General features: G+C 70.1%; 17 protein-coding genes and 1 tRNA gene. 15 read left to right on the forward strand and 3 right to left on the reverse strand.

Annotation, left to right across the window (positions count from 1 at the left end):
• Positions 1 to 5: 5 nt before the first annotated feature.
• On the forward strand, positions 6 to 2,138 hold the full coding sequence (locus tag AB0J97_RS03465) for a chaplin family protein (RefSeq protein WP_364083913.1): 2,133 nt from the start codon (positions 6 to 8) through the stop codon (positions 2,136 to 2,138).
• Positions 2,139 to 2,258: 120 nt separating this feature from the next.
• Here AB0J97_RS03465 and AB0J97_RS03470 read toward each other — a convergent pair whose 3' ends face one another.
• Positions 2,259 to 2,444 (reverse strand): DUF5703 family protein, encoded by a 186-nt coding sequence (locus AB0J97_RS03470; RefSeq protein ID WP_125641854.1) that lies wholly within the window; start codon positions 2,442 to 2,444, stop codon positions 2,259 to 2,261.
• A gap of 189 nt (positions 2,445 to 2,633) precedes the next feature.
• Here AB0J97_RS03470 and topA point away from each other — a divergent pair, with 189 nt between their 5' ends.
• From topA to AB0J97_RS03515, 9 genes are all read left to right on the forward strand, one after another.
• Positions 2,634 to 5,318 carry a type I DNA topoisomerase gene (gene topA / locus AB0J97_RS03475; protein ID WP_364083916.1) on the forward strand — a complete coding sequence of 895 codons (2,685 nt, stop codon included), beginning with the start codon at positions 2,634 to 2,636 and terminating at the stop codon, positions 5,316 to 5,318.
• Positions 5,319 to 5,467: 149 nt separating this feature from the next.
• Complete coding sequence (locus tag AB0J97_RS03480) at positions 5,468 to 6,688, forward strand: metallophosphoesterase (RefSeq protein ID WP_364083919.1); 1,221 nt, start codon at positions 5,468 to 5,470, stop codon at positions 6,686 to 6,688.
• A 72-nt stretch (positions 6,689 to 6,760) separates the two neighbouring features.
• Positions 6,761 to 7,333 carry a helix-turn-helix transcriptional regulator gene (locus tag AB0J97_RS03485; RefSeq protein WP_364083922.1) on the forward strand — a complete coding sequence of 191 codons (573 nt, stop codon included), beginning with the start codon at positions 6,761 to 6,763 and terminating at the stop codon, positions 7,331 to 7,333.
• Between the two features lie 142 nt (positions 7,334 to 7,475).
• Entirely contained in the window at positions 7,476 to 9,512 is a 2,037-nt protein-coding gene (gene tmk / locus AB0J97_RS03490; protein ID WP_364083925.1) for a dTMP kinase, read from the forward strand.
• Positions 9,513 to 9,521: 9 nt separating this feature from the next.
• Complete coding sequence (locus AB0J97_RS03495; protein WP_364083928.1) at positions 9,522 to 10,700, forward strand: DNA polymerase III subunit delta'; 1,179 nt, start codon at positions 9,522 to 9,524, stop codon at positions 10,698 to 10,700.
• A 219-nt stretch (positions 10,701 to 10,919) separates the two neighbouring features.
• Complete coding sequence (locus tag AB0J97_RS03500; protein ID WP_364083931.1) at positions 10,920 to 11,447, forward strand: sigma-70 family RNA polymerase sigma factor; 528 nt, start codon at positions 10,920 to 10,922, stop codon at positions 11,445 to 11,447.
• Entirely contained in the window at positions 11,444 to 12,487 is a 1,044-nt protein-coding gene (locus tag AB0J97_RS03505; RefSeq protein WP_364083934.1) for a permease-like cell division protein FtsX, read from the forward strand. Before AB0J97_RS03500 ends, AB0J97_RS03505 begins: the two co-directional genes overlap by 4 nt.
• Before the next feature lie 114 nt (positions 12,488 to 12,601).
• Positions 12,602 to 13,468 carry a regulatory iron-sulfur-containing complex subunit RicT gene (ricT, locus tag AB0J97_RS03510; protein WP_357702377.1) on the forward strand — a complete coding sequence of 289 codons (867 nt, stop codon included), beginning with the start codon at positions 12,602 to 12,604 and terminating at the stop codon, positions 13,466 to 13,468.
• A 215-nt stretch (positions 13,469 to 13,683) separates the two neighbouring features.
• Positions 13,684 to 14,859, forward strand: a complete 1,176-nt coding sequence (locus tag AB0J97_RS03515; protein WP_364083937.1) for an AI-2E family transporter — start codon at positions 13,684 to 13,686, stop codon at positions 14,857 to 14,859.
• Between the two features lie 32 nt (positions 14,860 to 14,891).
• On the opposite strand, the gene AB0J97_RS03520 is transcribed toward AB0J97_RS03515, so the two are convergent.
• The gene (locus AB0J97_RS03520) at positions 14,892 to 15,251 is read right to left on the reverse strand and encodes a hypothetical protein (RefSeq protein ID WP_364083940.1); all 360 of its coding nucleotides are present in this window, start codon (positions 15,249 to 15,251) and stop codon (positions 14,892 to 14,894) included.
• Between the two features lie 275 nt (positions 15,252 to 15,526).
• Here AB0J97_RS03520 and AB0J97_RS03525 point away from each other — a divergent pair, with 275 nt between their 5' ends.
• The 3 genes from AB0J97_RS03525 (at position 15,527) to AB0J97_RS03535 (ending at position 18,153) form a co-directional block, all read left to right on the forward strand.
• Entirely contained in the window at positions 15,527 to 16,021 is a 495-nt protein-coding gene (locus AB0J97_RS03525; RefSeq protein ID WP_364083943.1) for a DUF1269 domain-containing protein, read from the forward strand.
• 85 nt (positions 16,022 to 16,106) lie between these two features.
• A complete protein-coding gene (locus AB0J97_RS03530; RefSeq protein WP_364083946.1) occupies positions 16,107 to 16,625 on the forward strand; it encodes a hypothetical protein in 519 nt (172 codons plus the stop codon).
• A 160-nt stretch (positions 16,626 to 16,785) separates the two neighbouring features.
• Entirely contained in the window at positions 16,786 to 18,153 is a 1,368-nt protein-coding gene (locus tag AB0J97_RS03535; protein WP_364083949.1) for an MFS transporter, read from the forward strand.
• A gap of 10 nt (positions 18,154 to 18,163) precedes the next feature.
• Here AB0J97_RS03535 and AB0J97_RS03540 read toward each other — a convergent pair whose 3' ends face one another.
• On the reverse strand, positions 18,164 to 19,996 hold the full coding sequence (locus AB0J97_RS03540; protein WP_364083952.1) for a glycoside hydrolase family 15 protein: 1,833 nt from the start codon (positions 19,994 to 19,996) through the stop codon (positions 18,164 to 18,166).
• Positions 19,997 to 20,269: 273 nt separating this feature from the next.
• Between AB0J97_RS03540 and AB0J97_RS03545 the strand changes: the two genes are divergently transcribed.
• Entirely contained in the window at positions 20,270 to 21,724 is a 1,455-nt protein-coding gene (locus tag AB0J97_RS03545; protein ID WP_364083955.1) for an alpha/beta hydrolase, read from the forward strand.
• Positions 21,725 to 21,780: 56 nt separating this feature from the next.
• A tRNA-Thr gene (locus AB0J97_RS03550) sits at positions 21,781 to 21,857 on the forward strand.
• The last annotated feature ends 543 nt before the right edge of the window (positions 21,858 to 22,400 follow it).

Here is a 22,400-nt window from a genome sequence, read left to right on the forward strand (position 1 = left end):
TCAGCATGCGTACGTGGGCTAGAGCATCCACCCCTGCGGCCCTTCTGGCGGTCGCGGTCATGTCGTTCGGCAGCAGCGCGGCCCTCGCCGACACCTCGGGAGACTCCTCCGTCGGCGGCGGCAACCAGGTCAACCTGCCGATCAACCTGCCCATCGACATCAGCGGCAACGCCGTCGGCGCGGCCGGCCAGTCGACCGCCGGTTCCCAGGGCGGCGCCTCGGTCGAGAACGTCGGCCCGAGCGACATCCCCAACCGCACCTCCGGAAACTCCAGCGTGCTCGGCGGCAACCAGGTCAACGCGCCGATCACCGCGCCGCTGAACGCCTGCGGCAACGCGATCTCCCTGTTCGGCAGGTCGGACGCGGGCTGCCGGGGCGGCGCGACCGTCCACAACAAGGGCAAGGGCGGCGCCGGCGGCAACCAGACCTCGGGCGACTCCAGCCTCATCGGCGGCAACCAGCTCACTGCGCCGATCACGGCTCCGATCAACGCCTGCGGCAACGCGCTGGCCATCTTCGGCGACGCGACCGCGGGCTGCAAGGGCGGCGCCGCCGTGCACAACAGCGGCGTGGGCGTGGGTGGCAACCGTACGTCCGGGCGCTCCTCCGCGCTGGGCGGCAACCAGGTGGTCGCGCCGGTCAACGCGCCGGTCAACATCTGCGGCAACGCGGTGGCGGTGTTCGGACGGGCGTTCGCGGGCTGCCAGGGCGGCGCCAGTGTCACCAACTCGGGCGGCGGCTGGCTGCACCACATGGCCGCGCCGGGCTCCACGGGCAACGACACCGACGGGCGCTACGGCGCGGGCAGCGGCAACCAGGTGATCGCGCCGGTCAACCTGCCCATCACGGCCTGCGGCAACGCCGTCGGCAACGCGGTGGCCAACTGCCGGGGCGGCGCGACGGTGCTGAACACCCGCGCCGGTTCGGGAGCGGGCGGGAACACGACCTCTGGGCGTTCGGGCGTGCTGAGCGGCAACCAGGTGATCGCGCCGATCACCGCTCCGGTCAACGTCTGCGGGAACGCGGTGGCCGCGTTCGGCAAGGCGTTCGCCGGGTGCAGGGGTGTCGTGTCGGTCAAGAACGGCGGCCGCGGCGCCGGTGGCAACCACACCTCCGGGCAGTCGGGCGTCGGAGCGGGCAACCAGGTGATCGCGCCGATCACGGCTCCGCTCAACGTCTGCGGCAACGCGGCCGCGGTGCTCGGCGCCTCCAACGCCCACTGCAAGGGCAGCGCGACCGTCTGGCCGCACGACGGCGTGGGCGGCGGCGGCAACCACACCTCAGGGCGTTCGGGCGTGCTGAGCGGCAACCAGGTGGTCGCGCCGATCACGGCCCCGGTCAACGTCTGCGGCAACGCGGTGGCCGTGCTGGGCGACGCCGCGGCGGGCTGCCTCGGCGGCGCGCACGTCGGCAAGCCGGGCTACCCGGGCGGCGGCTACAACCAGTTCCTGCGCTCCACCGGCCACACGGCCGCGGCCAAGAGCGGGCTGCTGCCCGCGGTGCCCGCCGTCCCCGCGCTCAACAGCGTCGGCGGCGGGTCCGCGCTGCCCGACGTCGGCGGCGTGCCGAACGTGGGTGGCGTGCCCAACGTCGGCGGTGTGCCGAACGTGGGTGGCCTGCCGGTTCCCGGCAACGTGACGCAGCAGCTCCAGGGCTCGGGTCTGCCGGTCGGTGGCGGCCTCTCCTCGCTGCCGCTCGTGGACGACGCCTCCAAGACGCTGGGCCTGCCCGCCCTTCCCGAGCTGCCCGGCCTCCCCGGCCAGGCGCAGGCTCCGACGCAGGCCGCGCCCGGCAACGTGGAGGTGCCGGCCAAGCCGTGGCAGGACCGGGTGCCCACCCGGCCCGGCAAGCGTCACCTCGCCGACAGGGCCGACAACGTGCGCAAGGCGCCGCCGCGCCCCTCGTCGCCGCTCTCGCCGGCCACCGACCTGCTCACCTCCACCCCGGTCGGCGGCGCTGTGACCTCCGCCACCGGTGGCCTGCCCGTCGGCAACCTGGGCCTGATGAGCGCCGCCCAGCCCGCCGGTCTCACCGGGATGAACTCCAGCTCGCTGCTCGCGCTGCTGCTCGGCTCGATGTTCGCCGCTTCGGCCACGCTGTTCGCGACCGCTCGCCGGTTCCGGTTCGGCCGTAAGTAGATATACGGCATAGGCAGGTAACCGCAGATACCGCTACCGCTCGCCGCCGTGAGTGGTAGGCGATAGATGCTTTGCCCGTTCCGGGGGCGCGGCCCGGGGCGGGCAAAGCCATGTCCAGGCTCAGAGCGTGCTGCGGACACGGATGACCTTGCGGCGCAGCCGTACGTGCCGGCTCCCGTCGGGGTGCACCCGCACCCGCGCGAGCTCCCACTGGCCGTACTCTGCATGTTCGGTCAGCAGTTGACGTGCGGCTTCGCGAGTGAGGTCGCGCGGAATGAAGATATCCATGTAGGAGTAGTCGAGCACAACGATTAGTCTCCAGGGTGAGTCAGGGCGCCATGCCGCTCGATGGGCCTTATTCTGCGTGCTTGTGGGTGGACCCGGAAGCTAGTGGGTAGCCCGGGGGAAGGAAATTTCCGCGAGTCGGGTTACCTTTCAGATCTATGCCGACTCCCGGTAGGGGGATTGCAAGCGAACAGTGAGGTAGGAAGCAGCGTGCCAGCCAAGAACGGCAGCTCCGGCGGAACACGCCTGGTGATCGTCGAGTCGCCCGCCAAGGCGAAGACGATCGAGAAATACCTCGGCGCCGGCTACACGGTGGAGTCCAGCATCGGCCACATCCGTGACCTGCCGGAGCGGGCCGACGACATCCCCGAGGCGTTCAAGAAGGAGCCTTGGGCGCGCCTCGGCGTGAACGTCGAGCACGGGTTCGAGCCGCTGTACGTCGTCAACCCCGACAAGAAGGCGCAGGTCAGCAAGCTGCGTCAGCTGTTGAAGGGCGCCGACGAACTCTACCTGGCCACTGACGAGGACCGTGAGGGCGAGGCGATCGCCTGGCACCTGCGCGAGGTACTCAAGCCGACCGTGCCCGTCCACCGCATGGTGTTCCACGAGATCACGCCGCAGGCGATCCGCGACGCCGTCGCGAACCCGCGCGACCTCAACCTCCGCCTGGTCGACGCCCAGGAGACCCGCCGCATCCTCGACCGCCTCTACGGCTACGAGGTCAGCCCGGTCCTGTGGAAGAAGGTCAAGCCGCGGCTGTCGGCCGGCCGGGTGCAGTCGGTGGCGACGCGGCTGGTGGTGGAGCGCGAGCGGGAGCGCATGGCGTTCACCTCGGCCCACTACTGGGACCTGCAGGCGCTGTTCGACTCCGGCAAGCCCGAGGAGCGGCCGCGTGACTTCACCGCGACGCTGAGCTCGGTCGACGGCAAGAGGGTGGCCCAGGGGCGCGACTTCGCCAGCACCGGGCAGCTCAAGACGGCCGACGTGCTCCACCTGTCCGAGGCCGCCGCCGGTGAGCTGGCCGGCAGGCTCCAGGGCACGTCGTTCTCGGTCAAGTCCGTCGAGCGCAAGCCGTACACGCGCAAGCCGTACGCGCCGTTCCGGACGACCACGTTGCAGCAGGAGGCCAGCCGGAAGCTGGGCTTCTCCGCCAAGTACACGATGCAGGTCGCCCAGCGGCTGTACGAGCAGGGGTTCATCACCTACATGCGTACCGACAGCATCACGCTGTCGGAGACCGCCATCGCGGCCGCCCGCTCGCAGGCCATCAAGCTCTACGGCGCCGCGTACGTGCCCGACAAGCCGCGCGTCTACAGCAGCAAGGTCAAGAGCGCGCAGGAGGCGCACGAGGCGATCCGGCCCTCCGGCGAGGAGTTCCGCACGCCGGGCGAGACCGGGCTGTCCGGCGACATGTTCCGCCTCTACGAGCTGATCTGGCAGCGCACGGTCTCCTCGCAGATGAAGGACGCGGTCGGCGAGTCGATCAGCGTCAAGGTCAGCGGCCGTTCGGCTGCCGGCGAGAACGTCGAGTTCAGCGCCTCCGGCCGGACGATCACCTTCTACGGCTTCCTCAAGGCGTACGTGGAGGGGGCCGACGACCCCTCGACCGACCGCGACGACTCCGAGAAGCGGCTGCCCAACCTGGCCGAGGGCGACGCGCTGACCGTGTCGCGGCTCGACGTGGCCGGCCACTCGACCAAGCCGCCCGCCCGCTACACCGAGGCGTCGCTGGTCAAGGAGATGGAAGACCGGGAGATCGGGCGGCCCTCGACGTATGCGTCGATCATCGGCACGATCCTCGACCGCGGCTACGTGTTCAAGAAGGGCACCGCGCTGGTGCCGTCGTTCCTGGCCTTCGCCGTGGTCAACCTGCTTGAGCAGCATTTCGGCAACCTGGTCGACTACGACTTCACGGCCGAGATGGAGAAGGTGCTCGACGACATCGCCAACGACCGCGCCGAGCGGGTGCCCGAGCTGCAGCGGTTCTACTACGGCGCGGGCGACGGCGACGAGGGCCTGAAGGAGATGGTCACCGACCTCGGCGACATCGACGCCAAGGAGATCAGCTCGTTCCCGATCAGGGGCACGGACATCGTCCTGCGGGTCGGGCGTTACGGGCCGTACCTGGACAGGGACGGCGCGCGGGTCAACGTCCCGGAGGACACCACGCCCGACGAGCTGACGGCGGAGAAGGCCGAGGAGCTGTTCTCGCGGCCCACCGGCGACCGTGAGCTGGGGCGCGACCCGGTGAGCGGGCACACGATCGTGGCCAAGGACGGCCGTTACGGGCCGTACGTGACGGAGATCCTGCCCGAGCCGGCCGAGGATGAGGCGCCGAAGAAGCGGACGAAGAAGGCAGACGCCCCCAAGCCGCGCACCAGCTCCCTGTTCAAGACGATGTCGCTGGACACGATCACCCTCGACGACGCGCTCAAGCTGCTGGCGATCCCGCGGGTCGTGGGCGAGCTCGACGGCGAGGAGGTCGTGGCGCACAACGGGAAGTTCGGGCCGTACATCAAGAAGGGCACCGACTCCCGCTCGCTCTCCTCCGAAGAGGACCTGCTGACGGTCACGATCGAGCAGGCCAAGGAGCTGTTCGCGCAGCCCAAGCAGCGCGGGCGGCGGGCCGCGGCGGCGGCGCCGCTGCGGGAGCTGGGCGACGATCCGGCGTCGAAGAAGCCCGTGGTGGTCAAGGAGGGGCGTTTCGGCCCCTACGTGACCGACGGCGAGACGAACGCCTCGCTGCGCAAGGGCGACACGGTCGAGGACATCACCATCGAGCGGGCCGCCGAGCTGCTGGCCGAGCGCCGCGAGCGGGCGCCCGCGCCGAAGAAGACCACGCGGAAGGCGCCGGCGAAGAAGACGACCGCGAAGAAGCCGGCGGCCAAATCGTGAGTGGCACAGCGAAGGAGCCGGCGGCCGGATCGTAGGCGGCACCGCGAAGGAGTCGGCGGCCGGGTCGTAGGCGGCACCGCGAAGGAGTCGGTGAATCGTCAGTGGCACCGCGGAGAAGCCGGCGGACAAGTCGTCAGTAGCATCGACGTGTGATCGTGCTGGTCTTCGTCGCTCTGGTCCTGGTGGCGCACCTGTATCTGTGGCATCGCATGGTGCGCTCCGCGACCCGCCCCGGGCGCGCCCGCAAGGTGCTGACCTGGGGCCTGGTCGGGCTGGTCCTGCTCGTGGTGGCCACGTTCGTGGGAACGCGGATGGAGCTGGGCAACTGGCTGGCCTGGCCGGGCTACCTGTGGGTGGCGTTGATGTTCTACCTCGTGGTGTTCCTGCTCGTGCTGGAGGTGCCGCGGGCCGTCGCCTCGGTGCTCATCCGCAGGCGCGAGCGCAGGACGGTGGCGGCGGAGGAGCCGGTCCCGGTCATGGCGAGCCCGGTTCCCGCGGTGGCGGCCGTCTCCGTGCCGCCCGCGGCCGAGCCGCCCATGAGCAGGCGGCTGTTCCTGGGACGCACCACCGCAGTGGTGGCCGGGGTCGGCGCGCTGGGCACGGTCGGTTACGGCGTGAGCCGCGCCCTGGGCGACCCCGTCCTGGAGCCGGTGCGGGTCACACTGCCCAAGCTCGACCCGAGGCTGAACGGCCTGCGCTTCGCCGTGGTGAGCGACATCCACCTGGGCCCGCTCACGGGCATCGGCCACACCGAGCGCATCGTCAGGATGATCAACGGCCTGCGTCCCGACGTGGTGGCCATCGTCGGCGACCTGGTGGACGGGTCCGTCGCCCAACTGGGCGCCCTGGCCAGACCGCTGAAGAGCCTTGAGTCCCGCTACGGGGCATACTTCGTGACCGGCAACCACGAGTACTACACCCAGAACGGCCCCCAGGAATGGGTCGAGGAGCTCGACCAGCTCGGCGTCCGTTCGTTGCGCAACGAGCGCGTGGAGATCACGCACCAGGGCGCCGTACTGGACCTGGCCGGGGTGAACGACCTCAACGGCGAGGCCATGGGCGACGGCCCCGACTTCGGCAAGGCGCTCGGCGGACGTGAGCCGGGGCGGTCCACGGTGCTGCTCGCGCACCAGCCCGTACAGGTGGAGCAGGCCGCCGGGTTCGGCGTCGACCTGCAGCTCTCGGGGCACACGCACGGCGGGCAGATCATGCCGTTCAACCTGGTGGTCGGCCTGCAACAGCCCGTCGTGTCCGGCCTGGCCACGATCGACGGCGTGCAGGTGTACGTCACCAGGGGTGCCGGGTTCTGGGGGCCGCCCGTACGGGTCGGAGCGCCGCCGGAGATCACTATGCTGGAGCTGCGCTCCTGACTTTGCGCGACGCGGTGGCCACGTGGTGTCATCCTGGCGTAGTATCCGACCGGATACTCACAGGAGGTGATCATGGTTTCCTCTCCCGCCGAAGGTGCCTTGCGCCAGGCGGCCGCGCTCGCGCCCGACGTCGCGTTCTGGGCCAGGCGCGGCGGGCTGCTGTTCCGGCAGGCCCGCCACGCGGCGAGCATGAACCAGAAGGCGCTGGCCAGCAGGAGTGGGACCTCGCGCACCACACTGTCCGCCTACGAGCACGGCAGGAAGTCGCCGACGCTGGAGACGGCCGGGCGCATCCTCGACGCGGCCGGGTTCCGGCTGGCGCTTGAGCCCAAGGTCGAGTTCGCCGTGGAGACGGCGGCCGGTCGTAGCTTCCACGTCCCGAGCCGGTTGCGGCGGCTGCCGGTGGCCGCGGCGCTGGGGGTCCTGCGGTTCGGCGACCGGGTCTACGACCTGGCCGATCGCGGCCAACGCCGGGCGGCCTACTCGGTGCTGCTGAGCGAGGGCGGTCCCGCCGATCTGCTCGACCACGTCGACGGCGCACTGCTCGTCGAGCTCTGGGGCGAGCTGGCCCTGCCGTCGGCCGTCCGTGCCGCCTGGTCCCCTCTGGTGGAGGAGATCAGACAAGAGGCCGGAGTAATGAATTGATGATGATTTCGGTGGGCTGTTCCGAGTGCGCGACCTGCGCGCAGACCCGACTCCGTAATACCCTCAGCCACGGACAAGCGGGTAATTGCGCGTTGTCTTCTTGTCTTCCCATGTCCGGCCGACACCTGGATACGCTGAAATCATGACTGCCCCTAGGCGCGCCGCGAATGTGCTGGCCCATGCGCCGTTCCGCCGGCTCTGGACGGCCATGTCGGTGTGCAGTCTCGGCGACTGGCTCAACATCCTGGCCCTGACCGCCCTCGCCGGAAACCTCAACCAGGGCGACTACCGCATGCAGTCGTTGGCCGTGGGCGGCGTGTTCATCGCCAAGATGTTGCCCGCGGTGCTGCTCGGGCCGCTGGCCGGGGTGTTCGCCGACCGGTTCGACCGGCGGCTGACCATGTTCACGGCGGACCTGGCCAGGTTCGCGGTCGTGCTGTCGATCCCCGTCATCGGCACGTACCAGTGGGTGATCGTCGCGACCGTCCTGGTCGAGTGCGTCAACCTGTTCTGGGTCCCCGCCAAGGACGCCACGGTGCCCAACCTGGTGCCCAAGGACCAGCTCGAATCCGCCAACCGGCTCAACCTGCTGGTCACCTACGGCAGCGCGCCGATCGCGGCCCTGCTGTTCGCCGCGCTGTCCCTGGTCGGCGACATGGGCCGCAGCGTCCTGCCGCTGCTCGGCGGCATGGACCCGACCGCCCCGGCACTTATCGTCAATGCCCTGGCCTACCTGGTGTCGGCCTTCCTGATCTTCACGCTGCGTGGCATCCCCAGGCGCGACGGCGCGATCTCGACGCCCTCGGTGCTCAAGCAGATCGTCGAGGGCTGGCGGTTCGTGGGCGGCAACCGGCTCGTGCGCGGGCTGATCATCGGCATGCTGGGCGCGTTCGCCGCGGGTGGGGCCGTGGTCGGCGTGGCCAAGATCTACGTGGTGGCCCTCGGCGGCGGCGACGCGGCCTACGGCGTCGTGTTCGGCGCGGTCTTCGTCGGCATGGCGCTGGGCATGTTCGTCGGCCTCAGGCTGCTGCACGGGCTGTCGCGGCGGCGGCTGTTCGGCCTGGCCATCACCGTGGCCGGGCTGGTGCTCGTGGCCATCGCGCTGATCCACAACCTGCCCATCGTGGTCATGCTGACGGTGCTGCTCGGGGCGTGCGCGGGCATCGCGTGGATCATCGGCTACACCCTGATCGGGCTGGAGGTCGACGACACGCTGCGCGGGCGCACGTTCTCGTTCCTGCAGTCCACCGCGCGGGTGACGCTGCTGCTCGTGGTGGCGGTGGCCAACCCGCTGGCGGCGCTGTTCGGCGCCCACGAGTTCGGCCTGGGCACGATCGCCTACCGGTTCGACGGCACCAACCTGGTGCTGGTCATCGGCGGCGTGCTCGCGGTGGCCGTCGGCATCCTGGCGCTGCGCCACATGGACGACAGGAAGGGCGTCTCGCTCTCGGCCGACCTGATCGCGGCGGTGCGCGGCGAGCGTTACCCCGCCGAGCCGGCCGAGCACGTGCCGGGGCTGTTCATGGCGTTCGAGGGCGGCGAGGGCTCGGGCAAGACGACGCAGTCGCGGCTGATCGCCATCTGGCTGCGCGACCAGGGCTACGACGTGGTCCAGACGCGGGAGCCCGGCTCGACCAAGATCGGCATGCGGCTGCGGGCCATCCTGCTCGACGCGGCCGAGCGTGGCCTGTCGGCCCGTTCGGAGGCCCTGCTCTACGCGGCCGACCGGGCCGAGCACGTCGAGAAGGTGATCCGCCCGGCGCTCTACCGGGGCTCGCTGGTGATCAGCGACCGCTACGTCGACTCGTCGCTGGCCTACCAGGGCGCCGGCCGGGCGCTCGATCCCGAAGACGTCTCCAAGATCAACGCGTGGGCGACGGGCGGGCTCGTACCGCATCTGACCGTGCTCATCGACACGCCGCCCGAGGTGGGGCTGACCCGGCTGGGCGGGGCGGCCGACCGGATCGAGTCGGAGCCGCTGGAGTTCCACCAGCGGGTGCGCAGGGAGTTCCGCGCGCTGGCCGCCGCCGATCCAGACCGCTACCTCGTGGTCGACGGCACGATGGCGCCCGAGGTGCTGACCCGCCAGATCCAGGACCGCATTCGCGAGATCCTGCCCGACCCGGTTCCCCGGGAGTCCGAAGACGCCACGGGCACGATGCCCGCCATCCGCGACTAGCCTTACCCCGTGACGGTTTTCGATGACCTCGTCGGGCAGAACCAGGCGATCTCGGTGTTGTCGCGGGCCGCTGCGGCGGCCGGCGAGGCCGTCAGGGGCGGTCGCGGCGCCGGCATGACGCACGCCTGGCTGTTCACCGGCCCGCCGGGGTCGGGCCGGGAGGAGGCCGCGCGCGCCTTCGCCGCCGCGCTGCTGTGCCCCGACGGCGGTTGCGGCCACTGCGACCAGTGCCACCAGGTGCTGATCGGCTCCCACCCCGACCTGGAGTCCGTCCGTCCGGAGGGGCTGTCCTACAGCGTCAAGCAGACCCGCGAGCTCATCCTGCGGGCCGCGGGCGCCCCCACCCAGGGCCGCTGGCGGGTCATCCTGTTCGAGGACGCCGACCGCGCCACCGAGTCGGCGGCCAACGCCCTGCTCAAGGCCATCGAGGAGCCGCCGGCGCGCACGGTCTGGCTGCTGTGCGCGCCGGCCCCCGACGACCTCATGATCACCATCAGGTCGCGCTGCCGCCAGGTCACGCTGGCCACGCCGTCCACCGAGGCCGTCGCGCACGTGCTGGCCACGCGTGACAGCGTGCCGTGGGAGACCGCCGCGTTCGCCGCCCGGGCCGCGCAGGGGCACATCAGCAGGGCGCGGTCGCTGGCCCTCGACGAGGGCTCCCGTCGCCGGCGGGAGGCCGTGCTGGGCATCCCGCGCTCGCTGACCGGCGTGGGCGAGTGCATCTCCGCCGCCGAACGCCTGGTCAAGACGGCTGAGGAAGAAGCCGCGGCGGCCACGGCGGCGCTCAACGAGAACGAGACGTCCGAGCTGCGCAAGCTCTACGGCGAGGGGTCCACGGGCAAGGGGCTCAACCGGGGGCTGGTGCGCGGCGGGGCCGGAGCCCTCAAGGAGCTGGAGGACCGGCAGAAGTCCCGGGCCACCCGCATCAAGCGGGACTCTCTCGACGCCGCGCTGCTGGAGCTGGTGTCGTTCTACCGTGACGTGCTGGCCATGCAGTTCGGGGCGGGGGTGGAGCTGGCCAACGACGACATCCGGTTCGACCTCGACCAGCTCGCCAAGTCGTCCACGCCGGAGGAGACGCTGCGGCGGATCGACGCGATCATGCGGTGCCGGGAACGGCTGGGCGCCAACGTCAACCCGCAGATGGCCGTGGAGGCGATGATGTTGTCGCTGCGTGCGGCGGCCTGACCTGGTCTCGGCCCCTGCCCGCGGCGGCTCGCCTTCGTGATCCGACGGCGGTGGTGACGGCGACCCCTCGATGCTCATGAACGCGGTGCGCCGCACGCCGGACGGCTCGATGTGCCGGTTCCGGGGCGCCTGAGGGTTCGCCTGCCGGAGATCTTGTGCGGGCGGAAAGATATCCGGGTGACCGGAGCAGCAGACGAGCCCGTGAGGCGTCTCTGTAGCGTGGAAGTCGAACTGCTCTCCCAACAACAGGCCCTGGAGCGGCAGCGGGTCGATGTGGCGTCGATCTTCGCCGAACATCATGTGGGCCTCGTGCGGCTCGCCTTGATCATGGTCGGTGATCAGGCCACCGCCGAAGACGTCGTGCAGGAGGCGTTCGCACGTACGCACGCCGGCCGGGCCCGCCTGCGGGAGGCCGACAGGGCGCTGGCCTATGTGCGGTCCGCCGTGCTCAACGGGTGCCGGTCCGTCCTGCGCAGACGGGCGACGGCGTTCCGGCGGGCGGTGCCCTACGAGCCGCCGGTCTGGTCGGCCGAGAGCGCCGCGCTGCTGGGCGAGGAGCGGCGCGAGGTGCTGCTCGCCCTGCGGGAGCTGCCGCGCAGGCAGCGCGAGGCGCTGACCCTGCGCTACTACTTCGATCTGTCCGACCAGGAGATCGCCGAGACCATGGGCGTCAACGCGAGCACGGCCAGGTCCACGATCGCGCGAGGGCTCGCCGCCCTCGGCCGGGCGCTTGGGGAGGAATCATGAACAGCCCGATGGAAGACAGACTGCGGGAGGCGCTCGTCGAGGCGGGCGCGACGGTGGACACGGGCGCGCTCAAGCCGCTGCGGGCGCCCGAGCGGCGCCGGAGCCGGATGGACCTGCGGCTGGTGGGCGCGGCCGTGGCGGTGGTGCTCGCGGGGGCGACGACCGCCGTCTGGCTGGGGGTTCGAGGAGACGAGCACGTGGTGACGCTGGCCGCTCCCACCGATGGGCGGTCCGATTCGTCGGAGTTGACGATCTATCTGTGTTCGAGGACGGCCAGTGGGAAGGCGCCGTCCTGCAAGGGGCAGGACGTCACACCCGAGCAGGCGAAGTCGATCGAGGTGGCGGCGAAGGAGGTGCCCGGCGTCGTCTCGGTGACGTTCCTCGACCGGGAGGCGGTCCTCGCCGCTTTCCGACAGGATTTCGCGCACAATCAGCAGGTGCTCGACGCGGTGACGGCCGACGACCTGCATGCGTCGTTCCGGCTGCGACTTGAGCCTGGCACGGATCCGGTGAAGGTGAAGCAGGCGCTCGCCCGGCTCCCCGGGATCGAGGACATCGACCTGGTGCCCGCTGCTGTCTCCCTTCGGCCATCGGAGGCTCAGATCAGTGTCTTCCTCTGCCAGGACGGCACGGCGCTGCCCACCTGCGGTGCCGAACGAGCATCGGACGGCGAGCAGGTCATCAAGGAGGGAAAGGGGATCACGACGAGACAGAAGGACAAGGTCCTCGCGCTGCTGAAGGCGTCCAAGCAGGTGAAGTCCATCTTTTACGAGGACCGGACGTCGGCGTACGAGAACTTCAAGCGCGACTACGAGGACAACAAGGCCCTGGTCGCCGCCACCAGGGTAGAGGACATGCCGGAGTCGTACCGGTTGCGCATGAGGTCGGAGCTCGACGACTGGAGCGGGCTGGTCAAGACCCTGAGACAGCAGCGGGGTGTCGCATCCGTCGTCGTGCAGCGTTGCCTGATCGAGAGGCTGGCCCTGACCGGCTACCGGGTGAGTCTGCCGAAGGACAAGCGGTGCCGGGAGGGCGGCTGATTCAAGATCGGGCTCGGTGCCCCTCACGTTCGCCGGGCGGACCCACGTAGTGTGGCAACGGAAGGCCGTAACAACCCCCGAGGCCGTCAGGGAGGCGAGCTCTAGCCCATGGGAATGATCATGGCCGTGAGCTTCACGCGCTACGGGAGGCTCTACTACCTCGATCCGGGCGGGCACGCCCCCAAGGTCGGCGACAAGGTGCTGGTGCCGACCGACTCGGGTCCCGAGGTGGCGGAGTGTGTGTGGGCGCCGCAGTACACGAGCGAGGACATCGACGGTCTGCCCGTGTGCGCGGGGCCGGCGGAAGAGGAACACCTCTCGCGCGACGAGTCCAACAAACGCCGCAGGGCCGAGGCCCGCAGCGTGTCCAAGAAGCTGATCAAACGACATGGGCTGCCGATGAAGGTCGTCGGCATCGACTATCTCGACCAGGACAACGTCTACACCGTCTATTTCTCGGCCCCTCATCGGGTCGACTTCCGGGCCTTGGTCCGCGACCTGGCCCGTAACCTGCGGGCCAGGGTCGAGTTGCGGCAGATCGGCCCCCGGGACGAGGCGCGGCTGCAGGGCGGCATCGGTCCCTGCGGCCGTGACCTGTGCTGCGCCACCTTCCTGAAGGACTTCGAGCCGGTGTCCGTGCGCATGGCGAAGGATCAGGACCTTCCGGTCAATCCGCTGCGCATCGCGGGAGCTTGCGGGCGGCTCATGTGCTGCCTGAAGTACGAGCACCCGCTGTACGTCGAGAGCCGGTACAGAATGCCTCGCGCGGGAAGCCGGGTGAGCACGCCTCAGGGCGACGGGGTCGTGACGGGGCACAACGTCCCGGGCGACACGGTGACGGTGCGCCTGGACGACGGCGGGAGGCGCTGCGCGTGCCCGTCCGCGTCGGTGTGTTCGCCTCGCATCCAGCACGACACGATGTACGGCACCCAGGAGGAACCAGCCGATCAGCAGCCTTCCGGCGAAGGGGAGGAAAGCTAGACAACTCATCCCGTTCTGGTCCAGGTGATGCTCGGGTCGGCTCGTCCGCGGACAAGCCGAGCAGGCGGTAGATGCCGGGCTGGAGCGGTCGGCCGTCGTACGTTGGGTGCGTCGCTTCCGTGTACGACGCAGCTCAAGCCACTGGCTGGACGCGCCGAGGGCCGCCGTCCGCGCGCGGTCACGGGAGGTGGGTTCCAGAGCCTGGAGAGCCAGCCATGAAGAAGCCGGTGGAGTCGAGCGGCGGCGTGCCCGCGGTGCAGGTGCTGCTGTCGCCTGCCAACGTCTGGCGGGCCGGGCTCGCCGTGGCGGCCGTCGTCGCGGTGGCGTTCTTCCTCCGGTTCGTGCTCACCGACGCGGGTCCGCTGATCGCCATGCTGGTGATGGCGTGGTTCCTCTCGCTGGCCATGGAGCCCGCCGTGCGCCGCATGTCGCGGCGCATGCCACGGGGCAGGGCGACACTGCTGGTGATGACGCTGTTCATCCTGGCCTTCGTGATCTTCCTCGTGCTGTTCGGCAGCATGTTCGTGCAACAGGTCGCGGTGTTGCTGAAGGCCCTGCCCGAGGTCATCACCGGCGTCGTCGAGTGGGTCAACACCCGGTTCGGCACCCGTTACGAGATCTCCGACATCCTCCACTCCATCAACCTCACCCCGCAGCAGGCGGCCGAGTACGCGCAGGGTGCGCTCGGCGGGATCCTGGGCCTGCTGGGCACGGTGACCGGAACGGTGTTCAACCTGTTCACCCTGGCGCTGCTGACGTTCTACTTCTCGGCCGACGGGCCGAGGCTGCGCCGGTGGCTCGCGCAGCTGCTGCCCGGCCGGGTCCAGCAGGTCTTCATCAGCGTCTGGGACGTGTCCATGATCAAGACCGGCGGCTACGTCTCCTCCCGGCTCATTCTGGCCACCATCAACGGCACGGCCTCGGCCCTGGTGTTCCTGCTGCTCGGCATGCCCTCCTGGCTGGCGCTCGGGGCGTGGACGGGGCTGGTCGCCCAGCTCGTGCCCACCATCGGCACCTACATCTCCATCGCCCTGCCGGTGGTGGTGGGGCTGGTCTCGTCCCGGCCCTGGATCGGCGTGGCCGCGTTGGCCTGGGGCATCGTGTACCAGCAGGTGGAGAACCTGACGCTGGAGCCGAAGATCAGTTCGCGGGCGGTGGACATCCATCCCGGGGTGTCCTTCGCCGCCGTGATCCTGGGGGCGTCGCTGTTCGGCGCGATGGGTGCGCTGCTGGCCATCCCGGTGGTGGCCATGCTGCTGTCGCTGGTCGACACGTTCGCCACGCGTCAGGAGTTCCGGGAGGTCATGGCCGCCGAAGCGGCGCCGCCGAAGGGCGGACCCGGGGAAGCGCCGCCGCCGAAGGGCGGGCACGGTGCGCCGCCGCCGAAGTGACGTGCGCTCCGGCGGGCGGAACGGGGGGCCGGTCAGCCCTGGGGATAGCCGGGGATCCGGCGACGCTGGGTCGCGGTGCCGACCCAGTGGACGAGGTCCAGCACGACCGCCACGGCGATCCAGAACCAGTCCACTCCTCTGAGTCCGACACCGGGGATGTAGAGGATCACGTACATCAACGTGGTGAACGGCAGGAAGATCAGGCCGAGCAGGGGCCAGATCCAGGTGTCGAAGGCGGCGCTCACCAGCGCGGGCCGCGCCACCCAGATGATGAAGACGGCGAGTCGTGGAAACAGCCCCGCAAAAACCGCGAACAAACAGCCCATGGCAGCCCCCGCCTCTCCATCACGCCTCACCAGAAAGAGGGCGAAGTGGATGGTCCCCGTGACCACGGCCGCTCACCCTCGACGGCGGGCATGAAAAGGCCCTGCTTCCGTTTGCCTGGCCGATGCCTTCTCGGCGTGCTGGGGGCCGAATCCGAAAGGCTGCACAGATTTGCCCCATGGAAATCCTTTGCCTCCTCGCGGTGGCCGCCCGATCGGAAAGGGGGGATCAGAAGCAGGGAGGGCGGGTCTGGCAGAGGTTGCCCCCGTACGTGCCGTGATGTGGGGTGCTGCCCTCTGGACCACCTGTTCGTCGACGCAACCGATCAGAAGGAAACAGCCCCATGAGCAACCTCATCGCGATCTCCTACCCGGACGTCGCCACCGCCATCGCCGTACGTGATCGCCTCGCCGACCTGCAACGGCAGAACCTGATCACGATGGAGGACATGGCCATCGTCGAACGCCGGGCCGACGGCACGATCAAGCTGCTCCAGACCAAGGGGACGACCGGCATGGGGGCGGCCGGCGGAGCGGTGTGGGGTGGCCTGATCGGGCTGTTGTTCTTCATGCCGCTGTTCGGCATGGCGCTGGGCGCCGCCACCGGAGCGGCCGCCGGAGCGCTGACCGATGCCGGCGTCAACGACGAGTTCATGAGGGAGCTCGCCGACACGCTGGAACCCGGCACCGCCGCGCTGTTCGTCCTGGTCGTGCAGAGCACTCCGGACAAGGTGATCCCGCAGATCCAGTCGTACGGCGGGCATGTCATCCAGACCTCGCTCAACCGCGAGGAGGAAGCGCAGCTGCGCGAGATGATGGAGGGGACCGGCGCCCGGTGAACGGAACCGTCTCGCGCCACCACGGATCCGCGGCGCGCACGGCCGAGCCTCGCTGACCGCGCGGCCACCACCGAGAGAGGTCGCCATGGGGAAGGTGCCCGATCCGGCCGACGGTCATCGGTCGCCGGCCGGCGGCGCCCACAAGGACTACACCGGTGCCGTCTACGGATCACTGCTCGCCGCCTCGGTGGTGGCGGGCACCGCGTCGCTCGGCAGGTTCCCGCGCCTGGAGATGATCGTCTTGCTGTTGGGGACCAGCGTGGTGTTCTGGGCCGCTCATGTGCACGCCCGCCTGTTCGGCGCCCGTGCGGTCTTCCAGAGCATGAGCGTGGCCGACATCCGCCGGGCCTGCGCCGAGGAATGGCCGATCGTCACTGCGGCCGTGCCGCCGGCCGTCGCCGTGGCCGTCGGACCACTGCTGGGTCTCGAACCGCAGGGCACGGCGTGGCTGGCCATCGCGGTCGCGGTGGCCGGGCAGGTCGGCTGGTCGGCCGCGGCGGCCGTGGGGATCGGTGCCTCGTCTCGGATGGTCCTGGTCACGAGCGTGGTCAATCTGCTGCTCGGGCTGGTCATCGTGGTGCTGAAGGCCGCGTTCCAGCATTGAGCCGGGGTGGCCGGTCCGCCGCGTGGTGTGCCGGGAGCTTCCCGGGGCGGAAGTCCCAGTGAGTTTCGGATCGAGGGAGGTGGACGATGTGCCGCGGCGATCCCGTCCGTGAGGGTTTCCGCGCCGGTCCGGGCGGTGGGCTGCACCGGCGGGGCGGAACGTGACCGGCACCGGCCCGGACGCCTTCGCGAAGAGCCCTCTGGCCCCTCTGGCGCTGGCCCAGTTCATCTGCAGCTTCGCCGGCTCGAACATGAACGTGATGATCAACGACATCGGCCGGGACCTGGACACCACGGTGGAGGGCGTGCAGAGCACGATCACGCTGTTCCTGTTGATCATGGCCGTGCTGATGATCCCGTGCAGCAAGCTGACCGACCGCTGGGGACGCAAGAGGTGTTTCCTCGCAGGGCTCACCCTGTACGGGATCGGCGCTCTGACCAGCGCCTTTTCGCCCAGCCTGGCAGTGCTGATCGTCGGCAACTCGGTCCTTGAGGGCGTCGGGACCGCATTGCTGATCCCGCCCGTCTACATCCTCGCGACGATGGCGTTCGACGATCTGCGGGCGCGGGCCAGGGCCTTCGGCCTGATCAGCGGGCTGGGCGGGGTCGGAGCGGCGGCGGGCCCGCTGATCGGCGGGTTCATCGCCACGGCGATCACCTGGCGGGCCGCGTTCGTCTTCCAGGCGGTGGTCGTCGCGGTGATCGTCTTTCTCAGCCGCCGGATCGCCGACCCGGTGGCGCCGGACCCGACCCGTCCCTTCGACGGCGCCGGGGCGGTCCTGTCGGCCGTCGGCATGTTCTTCGTGGTGTTCGGGATCCTCCAGGCCAGCAAGAACGCCGTGCTGATGGTGGCGTTCCTCGTCGTCGGGGCCGGGTTCCTGGTCTGGTTCCTCCTGCACATCCGCGCTCGGGAACGCGCGGGGAAGGAGCCGCTGCTCTCGACCCGGCTCTTCCGGAACCGCACGTCCAATCTCGGCCTCGTCACCCAGAACATGCAGTGGCTGGTGCTCATGGGGACGTCCTTCGTCGTCGCGGTCTTTCTGCAGAAGGTCCGCGGGTACAACGCGATCCAGACGGGCGTCATCTTCACATCGGCGACCGTGGGGGTCCTGCTGACGTCGCTGGCGGCGGAGCGGCTCACCAGGAAGCACTCCCAGAAGAACCTGATCTCGGCGGGTTTCGCCATGACCGTGACCGGGATCGCGGTCCTGCTCGCCCTGGTCGGGGCGTCGTCGAGGGTCGTCGCCTTCGTGCCGGGGCTGCTGCTGATCGGGCTGGGCGTGGGCGTGATGCTGACCCCGTCGGTCAACGTCGTGCAGTCCAGCTTTCCCGAGGAGCAACAGGGCGAGATCTCCGGGCTGTCGCGCAGCGTGTCCAACCTCGGCTCGTCGTTCGGCACGGCGATCGCGGGCACGATCCTCATCTCCGGGCTGGCCGAGGGGAACCGGTCCTATGCGCTCGCCATGATCGCTCTTGCGATCTTCGCCCTGGTGGGGCTGGGCGCCGCGATCCGGCTGCCCGCTCGGTAGGCCATGAGGTTCACCGCCCGTCCGGGGCGGCGCCCTCAAGTTGTTCGTCGAGGGCGATGGCCGCCGCGATGAGCGCCAGATGGGTGAACGCCTGCGGGAAGTTGCCGAGCTGCTCGCCCGACGGGCCGATCTCCTCGGCGAACAGGCCGACGTGGTTGGCGTAGGTGAGCATCTTGTCGAAGGCGTACCGGGCCTGCTGGAGCCGTCCGGCGCGGGCCAGGGCCTCGACGTAGAGGAAGCTGCACAGGTTGAAGGTCCCCTCCGACCCGCGCAGGCCGTCGGGGGACGCGGCCGGGTCGTAGCGGTAGACGAGGCTGTCGCTGACCAGCTCCTTGTCGATGGCGTCCAGGGTGCTCAGCCAGGCCGGGTCGCGGGGGGAGATGAACCCGACCCGGGGCATGAGCAGCAGCGACGCGTCCAGCACGTTGGTGCCGTAGTGCTGGACGAACGCCTGCCGCTCGGAGTTCCACCCACGGTCGACGATCTGGTCGAAGACGGCGTCCCGGACACTCCTCCAGCGGACGAGGTCGGCGGGACGGGAGTAGGCGGTGGCCATCCGGATGCCGCGGTCGAAGGCGACCCAGGTCATCAGGCGGCTGTAGGTGAACTCCTGGCGCCCGCCACGGGTCTCCCAGATGCCTTCGTCGGGACGGTCCCAGGTGTCGGCCAGCCAGTCGAGCAGCTTGGCGAAGGACCGCCAGCCGCGGATGCCGCCGACCTCCTGGGCCTGGGCCAGCGCGTCCGCGGCCTCACCGTAGATGTCGAGCTGGAGCTGGTCGGCGGCGGCGTTTCCGGCCCGTACCGGGCGGGACTGCCGGTATCCCTCCAGGTGGCCGAGTACTTCCTCGGTCAGCAGGGGATCTCCGTCGATCCGGTACATGATCTGCAGCGGCTCGCCCGAGGCGCGGCCGACGATCAGGCGTTCACGCAGCCACGTACGGAAAGCCTGGGCCTCCTCGACGAAACCGAGGTCGATCAGGGCGCGGACGGACAGGGAGGCGTCGCGGACCCAGGTGTAGCGGTAGTCCCAGTTGCGCTCGCCGCCGATCTGCTCCGGCAGTCCCATCGTGGCGGCGGCGATCGGGGCGCCGGTGGGCGCGTACGTGAGGAGCTTGAGCGTGATCGCCGAACGGTTCACCATGTCACGCCAGCGACCCCGGTACCGGGACGCGCGCAGCCAGTCGTGCCAGAAGTCACGGCAGGTCTCGAAGCTGTCGCGCGCGCTGTCGGGGGTCATGGGCGGCACGGGCTGGTCGCCGTCGCTGTCGCTGGTCAGGACGATCGCGGCCGTCTGGCCGGCCTGGAGGGTGAAGTCCGCCACGACGTCCTCGCCGTCGGGGCGCAGGGTGATGGGGCCGGCGGCCTGCAGGTGCAGGTTCGTGCCAGGGCCCTGGAAGACCGCTGATCGGTCGTCGTGGAGGGCGAGCGTGTGCGGTGCCCGCCCGTAGTCGAAGCGGGGACGGCAGGTGAACGTGAAGGGCAGGCTCCCGCGGACCACCCGGGCGAGCCGCACCAGGCGGTGCCGGCCGGAAGGCGTGGCGGAGGTGTTCGGTTCCATGTAGTCGGCGACCTCGCCGACGCCGCCGGGGCCCATGAAACGGGTGACGAGGATGGCGGTGTCCGGCAGGTAGAGCTGCCGGACGGTCGTCTCGTCGGCCCGGTCCACGTCGGCGGCCAGCCGGCAGTGCCCACCGCGCCCGCTGTCGAGGATGGACGCGAAGAGGCTCGGGGAGTCGAACCGGGGCGTGCACCACCAGTCGATGGTGCCGTCGCCGGAGACGAGCGCGGCGGTCTGCAGGTCTCCGATCATGCCGTGGTCCGCGATCTGCGGGTAGCCGTTCATGGATGCCTCCGTTGTTCGCCGGACATACCGGACGACTGCCTCCGGACGTGTCGCCTGAGCGACCGTGCCCGGGGGGAACGGAGCAGTCTTTTCAGGCTAACTCCTGACTTGACGTGAAGTCATCCGGGGGAGGGCCGTTCCTTCTCGTCCTGGTGAGCGCCGGGGGCTCCGCGGCGTGTCCCGTGCCGGCGGTGGTTGGGTGGTGGGGTGCGCAACTACCGCTCGGGGTGGGCCTCCGCTCTGCTGCCTATGTCTGGTTCGTGGTGGGCGCCGGTGTCGCGTGGTGTCGCGGCCGGGGTCACGGTGTCGGCGGTGCTCCTCGCCGGCGGGTGCGGCAGGGAGGAGCGGGCGGTGCGAGGGCTCCGCTGGTCCGATTGCGGTGACGGGTTCGAGTGCGCGACGTTGCGGGTGCCGCTCGATCACGGGGAGCCCGACGGTGAGCAGCTTGAGCTCGCGGTCGTCCGGCTGCCCGCGAGCGGGCCGCGGCTCGGCTCCCTGGTGGTGAACCCCGGCGGGCCGGGGGCCTCCGGGGTCGAGTACGCCAGGGCCGCCCGGCTCGCCGTGAGCGCGAAGGTGCGGGAGCGGTTCGACGTCGTGGGGTTCGACCCCCGCGGGGTGGGACGGTCGGCGCCGGTCGAATGCCTCGACGACGAGCGGCTCGACGCGTTCCTGGCCATGGAGACCACGCCCGACACCGCCGCGGAGCAAGGGGAACTGGAGGCCGCGGCGCGGAGGTTCGCGGCAGGCTGCCGGCGGCACGCCGCCCGGCTGCTGCCCCACCTCGGGACCGTGGACGTCGCCCGCGACCTGGACCGGCTGCGCCAGGCCCTGGGCGACCGGAAGCTCACCTATCTCGGCAAGTCGTACGGGACCTTCCTCGGGGCTGTCTATGCCGATCTGTTCCCTGACAAGGTGCGGGCGCTCGTGCTGGACGGCGCCGTCGATCCGGCCGGCTCGCGGGTGCGGATGAACGCGGAGCAGGCGGTGGGCTTCGAGAAGGCGCTGCGCGCGTACGTCGAGGACTGCCTGAGCGGCCGGGACTGCCCGTTCGCCGGACGCGACGTCGAAGCAGCGATGGACGAGGTCGGGGCCCTGCTCCGCCGTGCCGACGCCCGGCCCTTGGAAGGGGGTGGGCGGCCGGTCACCGAGGCGCTGGCCACGCTCGGAGCGCTGACGCCGCTCTACGACCGCGCCTCCTGGCCGGAGCTCACCGAGGCGCTGCGCCGGGCGCTGAAGGGCGACGGCTCCCTCCTGCTGCGGAACGCCGACCAGCTCGCGGGCAGGCAGGACGACGGCACCTACTCCAACCAACTGGAGGCCGGCCTGGCGGTCAACTGCGTCGACGGCCCGTATCCGACGACCGCCGCGGCCTTCGCGGCGGACGCGGCGGAGACGTCCAGGGAGGCGCCCCGGTTCGGGCCGTACATCGTGTGGTCGTCGCTGCCGTGCGCCTTCTGGCCGGCTCGGCCGACCTTCTCGCCACATCCCCTGACCGCCGAGGGCGCTCCTCCGATCCTGGTCGTCGGCACGAAACGCGACCCGGCGACGCCGTACGGATGGGCTCGGGCATTGGCGGGGGAACTCCGGTCCGGCGTGCTGCTCGGTTACGACGGCGACGGGCACACCGCGTACGGGGGCGGCTCGCCGTGCGTGGACGACGCCGTCGATCGGTATCTGGTGGAGGGGGTGCCGCCGGGAGATGGCGTGATCTGTCCCGGCATCCGGTGATCAGGAGGAGCAAGAACCCCTCGATCTCCTGTAGACTCCTTCAAGCCGTACGGCACGCCGCCTTAGCTCAGTCGGCCAGAGCACTTCACTCGTAATGAAGGGGTCTGGGGTTCGAATCCCCAAGGCGGCTCCAGGTCAGAAGCCCTCCGCAAGATCGCGGAGGGCTTCTGCGTGTCTAAGTGCGTGATTACCGCTGCCACACGACAGCGGCCAGCCCCTCCCGAGCCTCGATGGCTAAACCAATCCAGGCCCAGCGGATGTACTAGTTCTTCGCCGTAGCCATTGCTAACGCCGGTACCGTGGAGACCGCCGCCATCCACAGCACATGATTGCTGGGATCCTGCGGGGATGGCAGCCACCACCCCCGCAGGCGTACACAGGTGGTTACAGGTTCCAGCCGAACCTCAGCTCCCGGCGTCGCGGCGGACGACCGTGGCGACGCCGGGAATTTGACCGCCACACGATCCGTATGTAGCCGTTCACTGCATTCTCCTCTCGTTTATGGGAGGTACCGTAGCAGCGTGCGCGTGCGCGGGGTGGAGGCTTCGTGTTTTTTCTGAAAATCGACTGGCCTTGCCTTCGCTTGTGTGCGCTGACCTGCAGTTTTGTGTCGTAGGCAGGTGGTGGTGCCGATTGCTGCATAGACACTACTGAAGAACGATGCTAGTTCTCTTGA

Source organism: Nonomuraea sp. NPDC049607, from assembly GCF_040675375.1.
Classification (GTDB): Bacteria; Actinomycetota; Actinomycetes; order Streptosporangiales; family Streptosporangiaceae; genus Nonomuraea.

Coding starts and splice junctions, on each gene's coding strand:
- tmk (WP_364083925.1), top strand. CDS start 7,476: ATGACTGCCCCTAGGCGCGCCGCGAATGTGCTGGCCCATGCGCCGTTC.
- AB0J97_RS03485 (WP_364083922.1), top strand. CDS start 6,761: ATGGTTTCCTCTCCCGCCGAAGGTGCCTTGCGCCAGGCGGCCGCGCTC.
- AB0J97_RS03530 (WP_364083946.1), top strand. CDS start 16,107: ATGGGGAAGGTGCCCGATCCGGCCGACGGTCATCGGTCGCCGGCCGGC.
- AB0J97_RS03505 (WP_364083934.1), top strand. CDS start 11,444: ATGAACAGCCCGATGGAAGACAGACTGCGGGAGGCGCTCGTCGAGGCG.
- ricT (WP_357702377.1), top strand. CDS start 12,602: ATGATCATGGCCGTGAGCTTCACGCGCTACGGGAGGCTCTACTACCTC.
- AB0J97_RS03465 (WP_364083913.1), top strand. CDS start 6: ATGCGTACGTGGGCTAGAGCATCCACCCCTGCGGCCCTTCTGGCGGTC.
- AB0J97_RS03515 (WP_364083937.1), top strand. CDS start 13,684: ATGAAGAAGCCGGTGGAGTCGAGCGGCGGCGTGCCCGCGGTGCAGGTG.
- AB0J97_RS03525 (WP_364083943.1), top strand. CDS start 15,527: ATGAGCAACCTCATCGCGATCTCCTACCCGGACGTCGCCACCGCCATC.
- AB0J97_RS03540 (WP_364083952.1), bottom strand. CDS start 19,996: ATGAACGGCTACCCGCAGATCGCGGACCACGGCATGATCGGAGACCTG.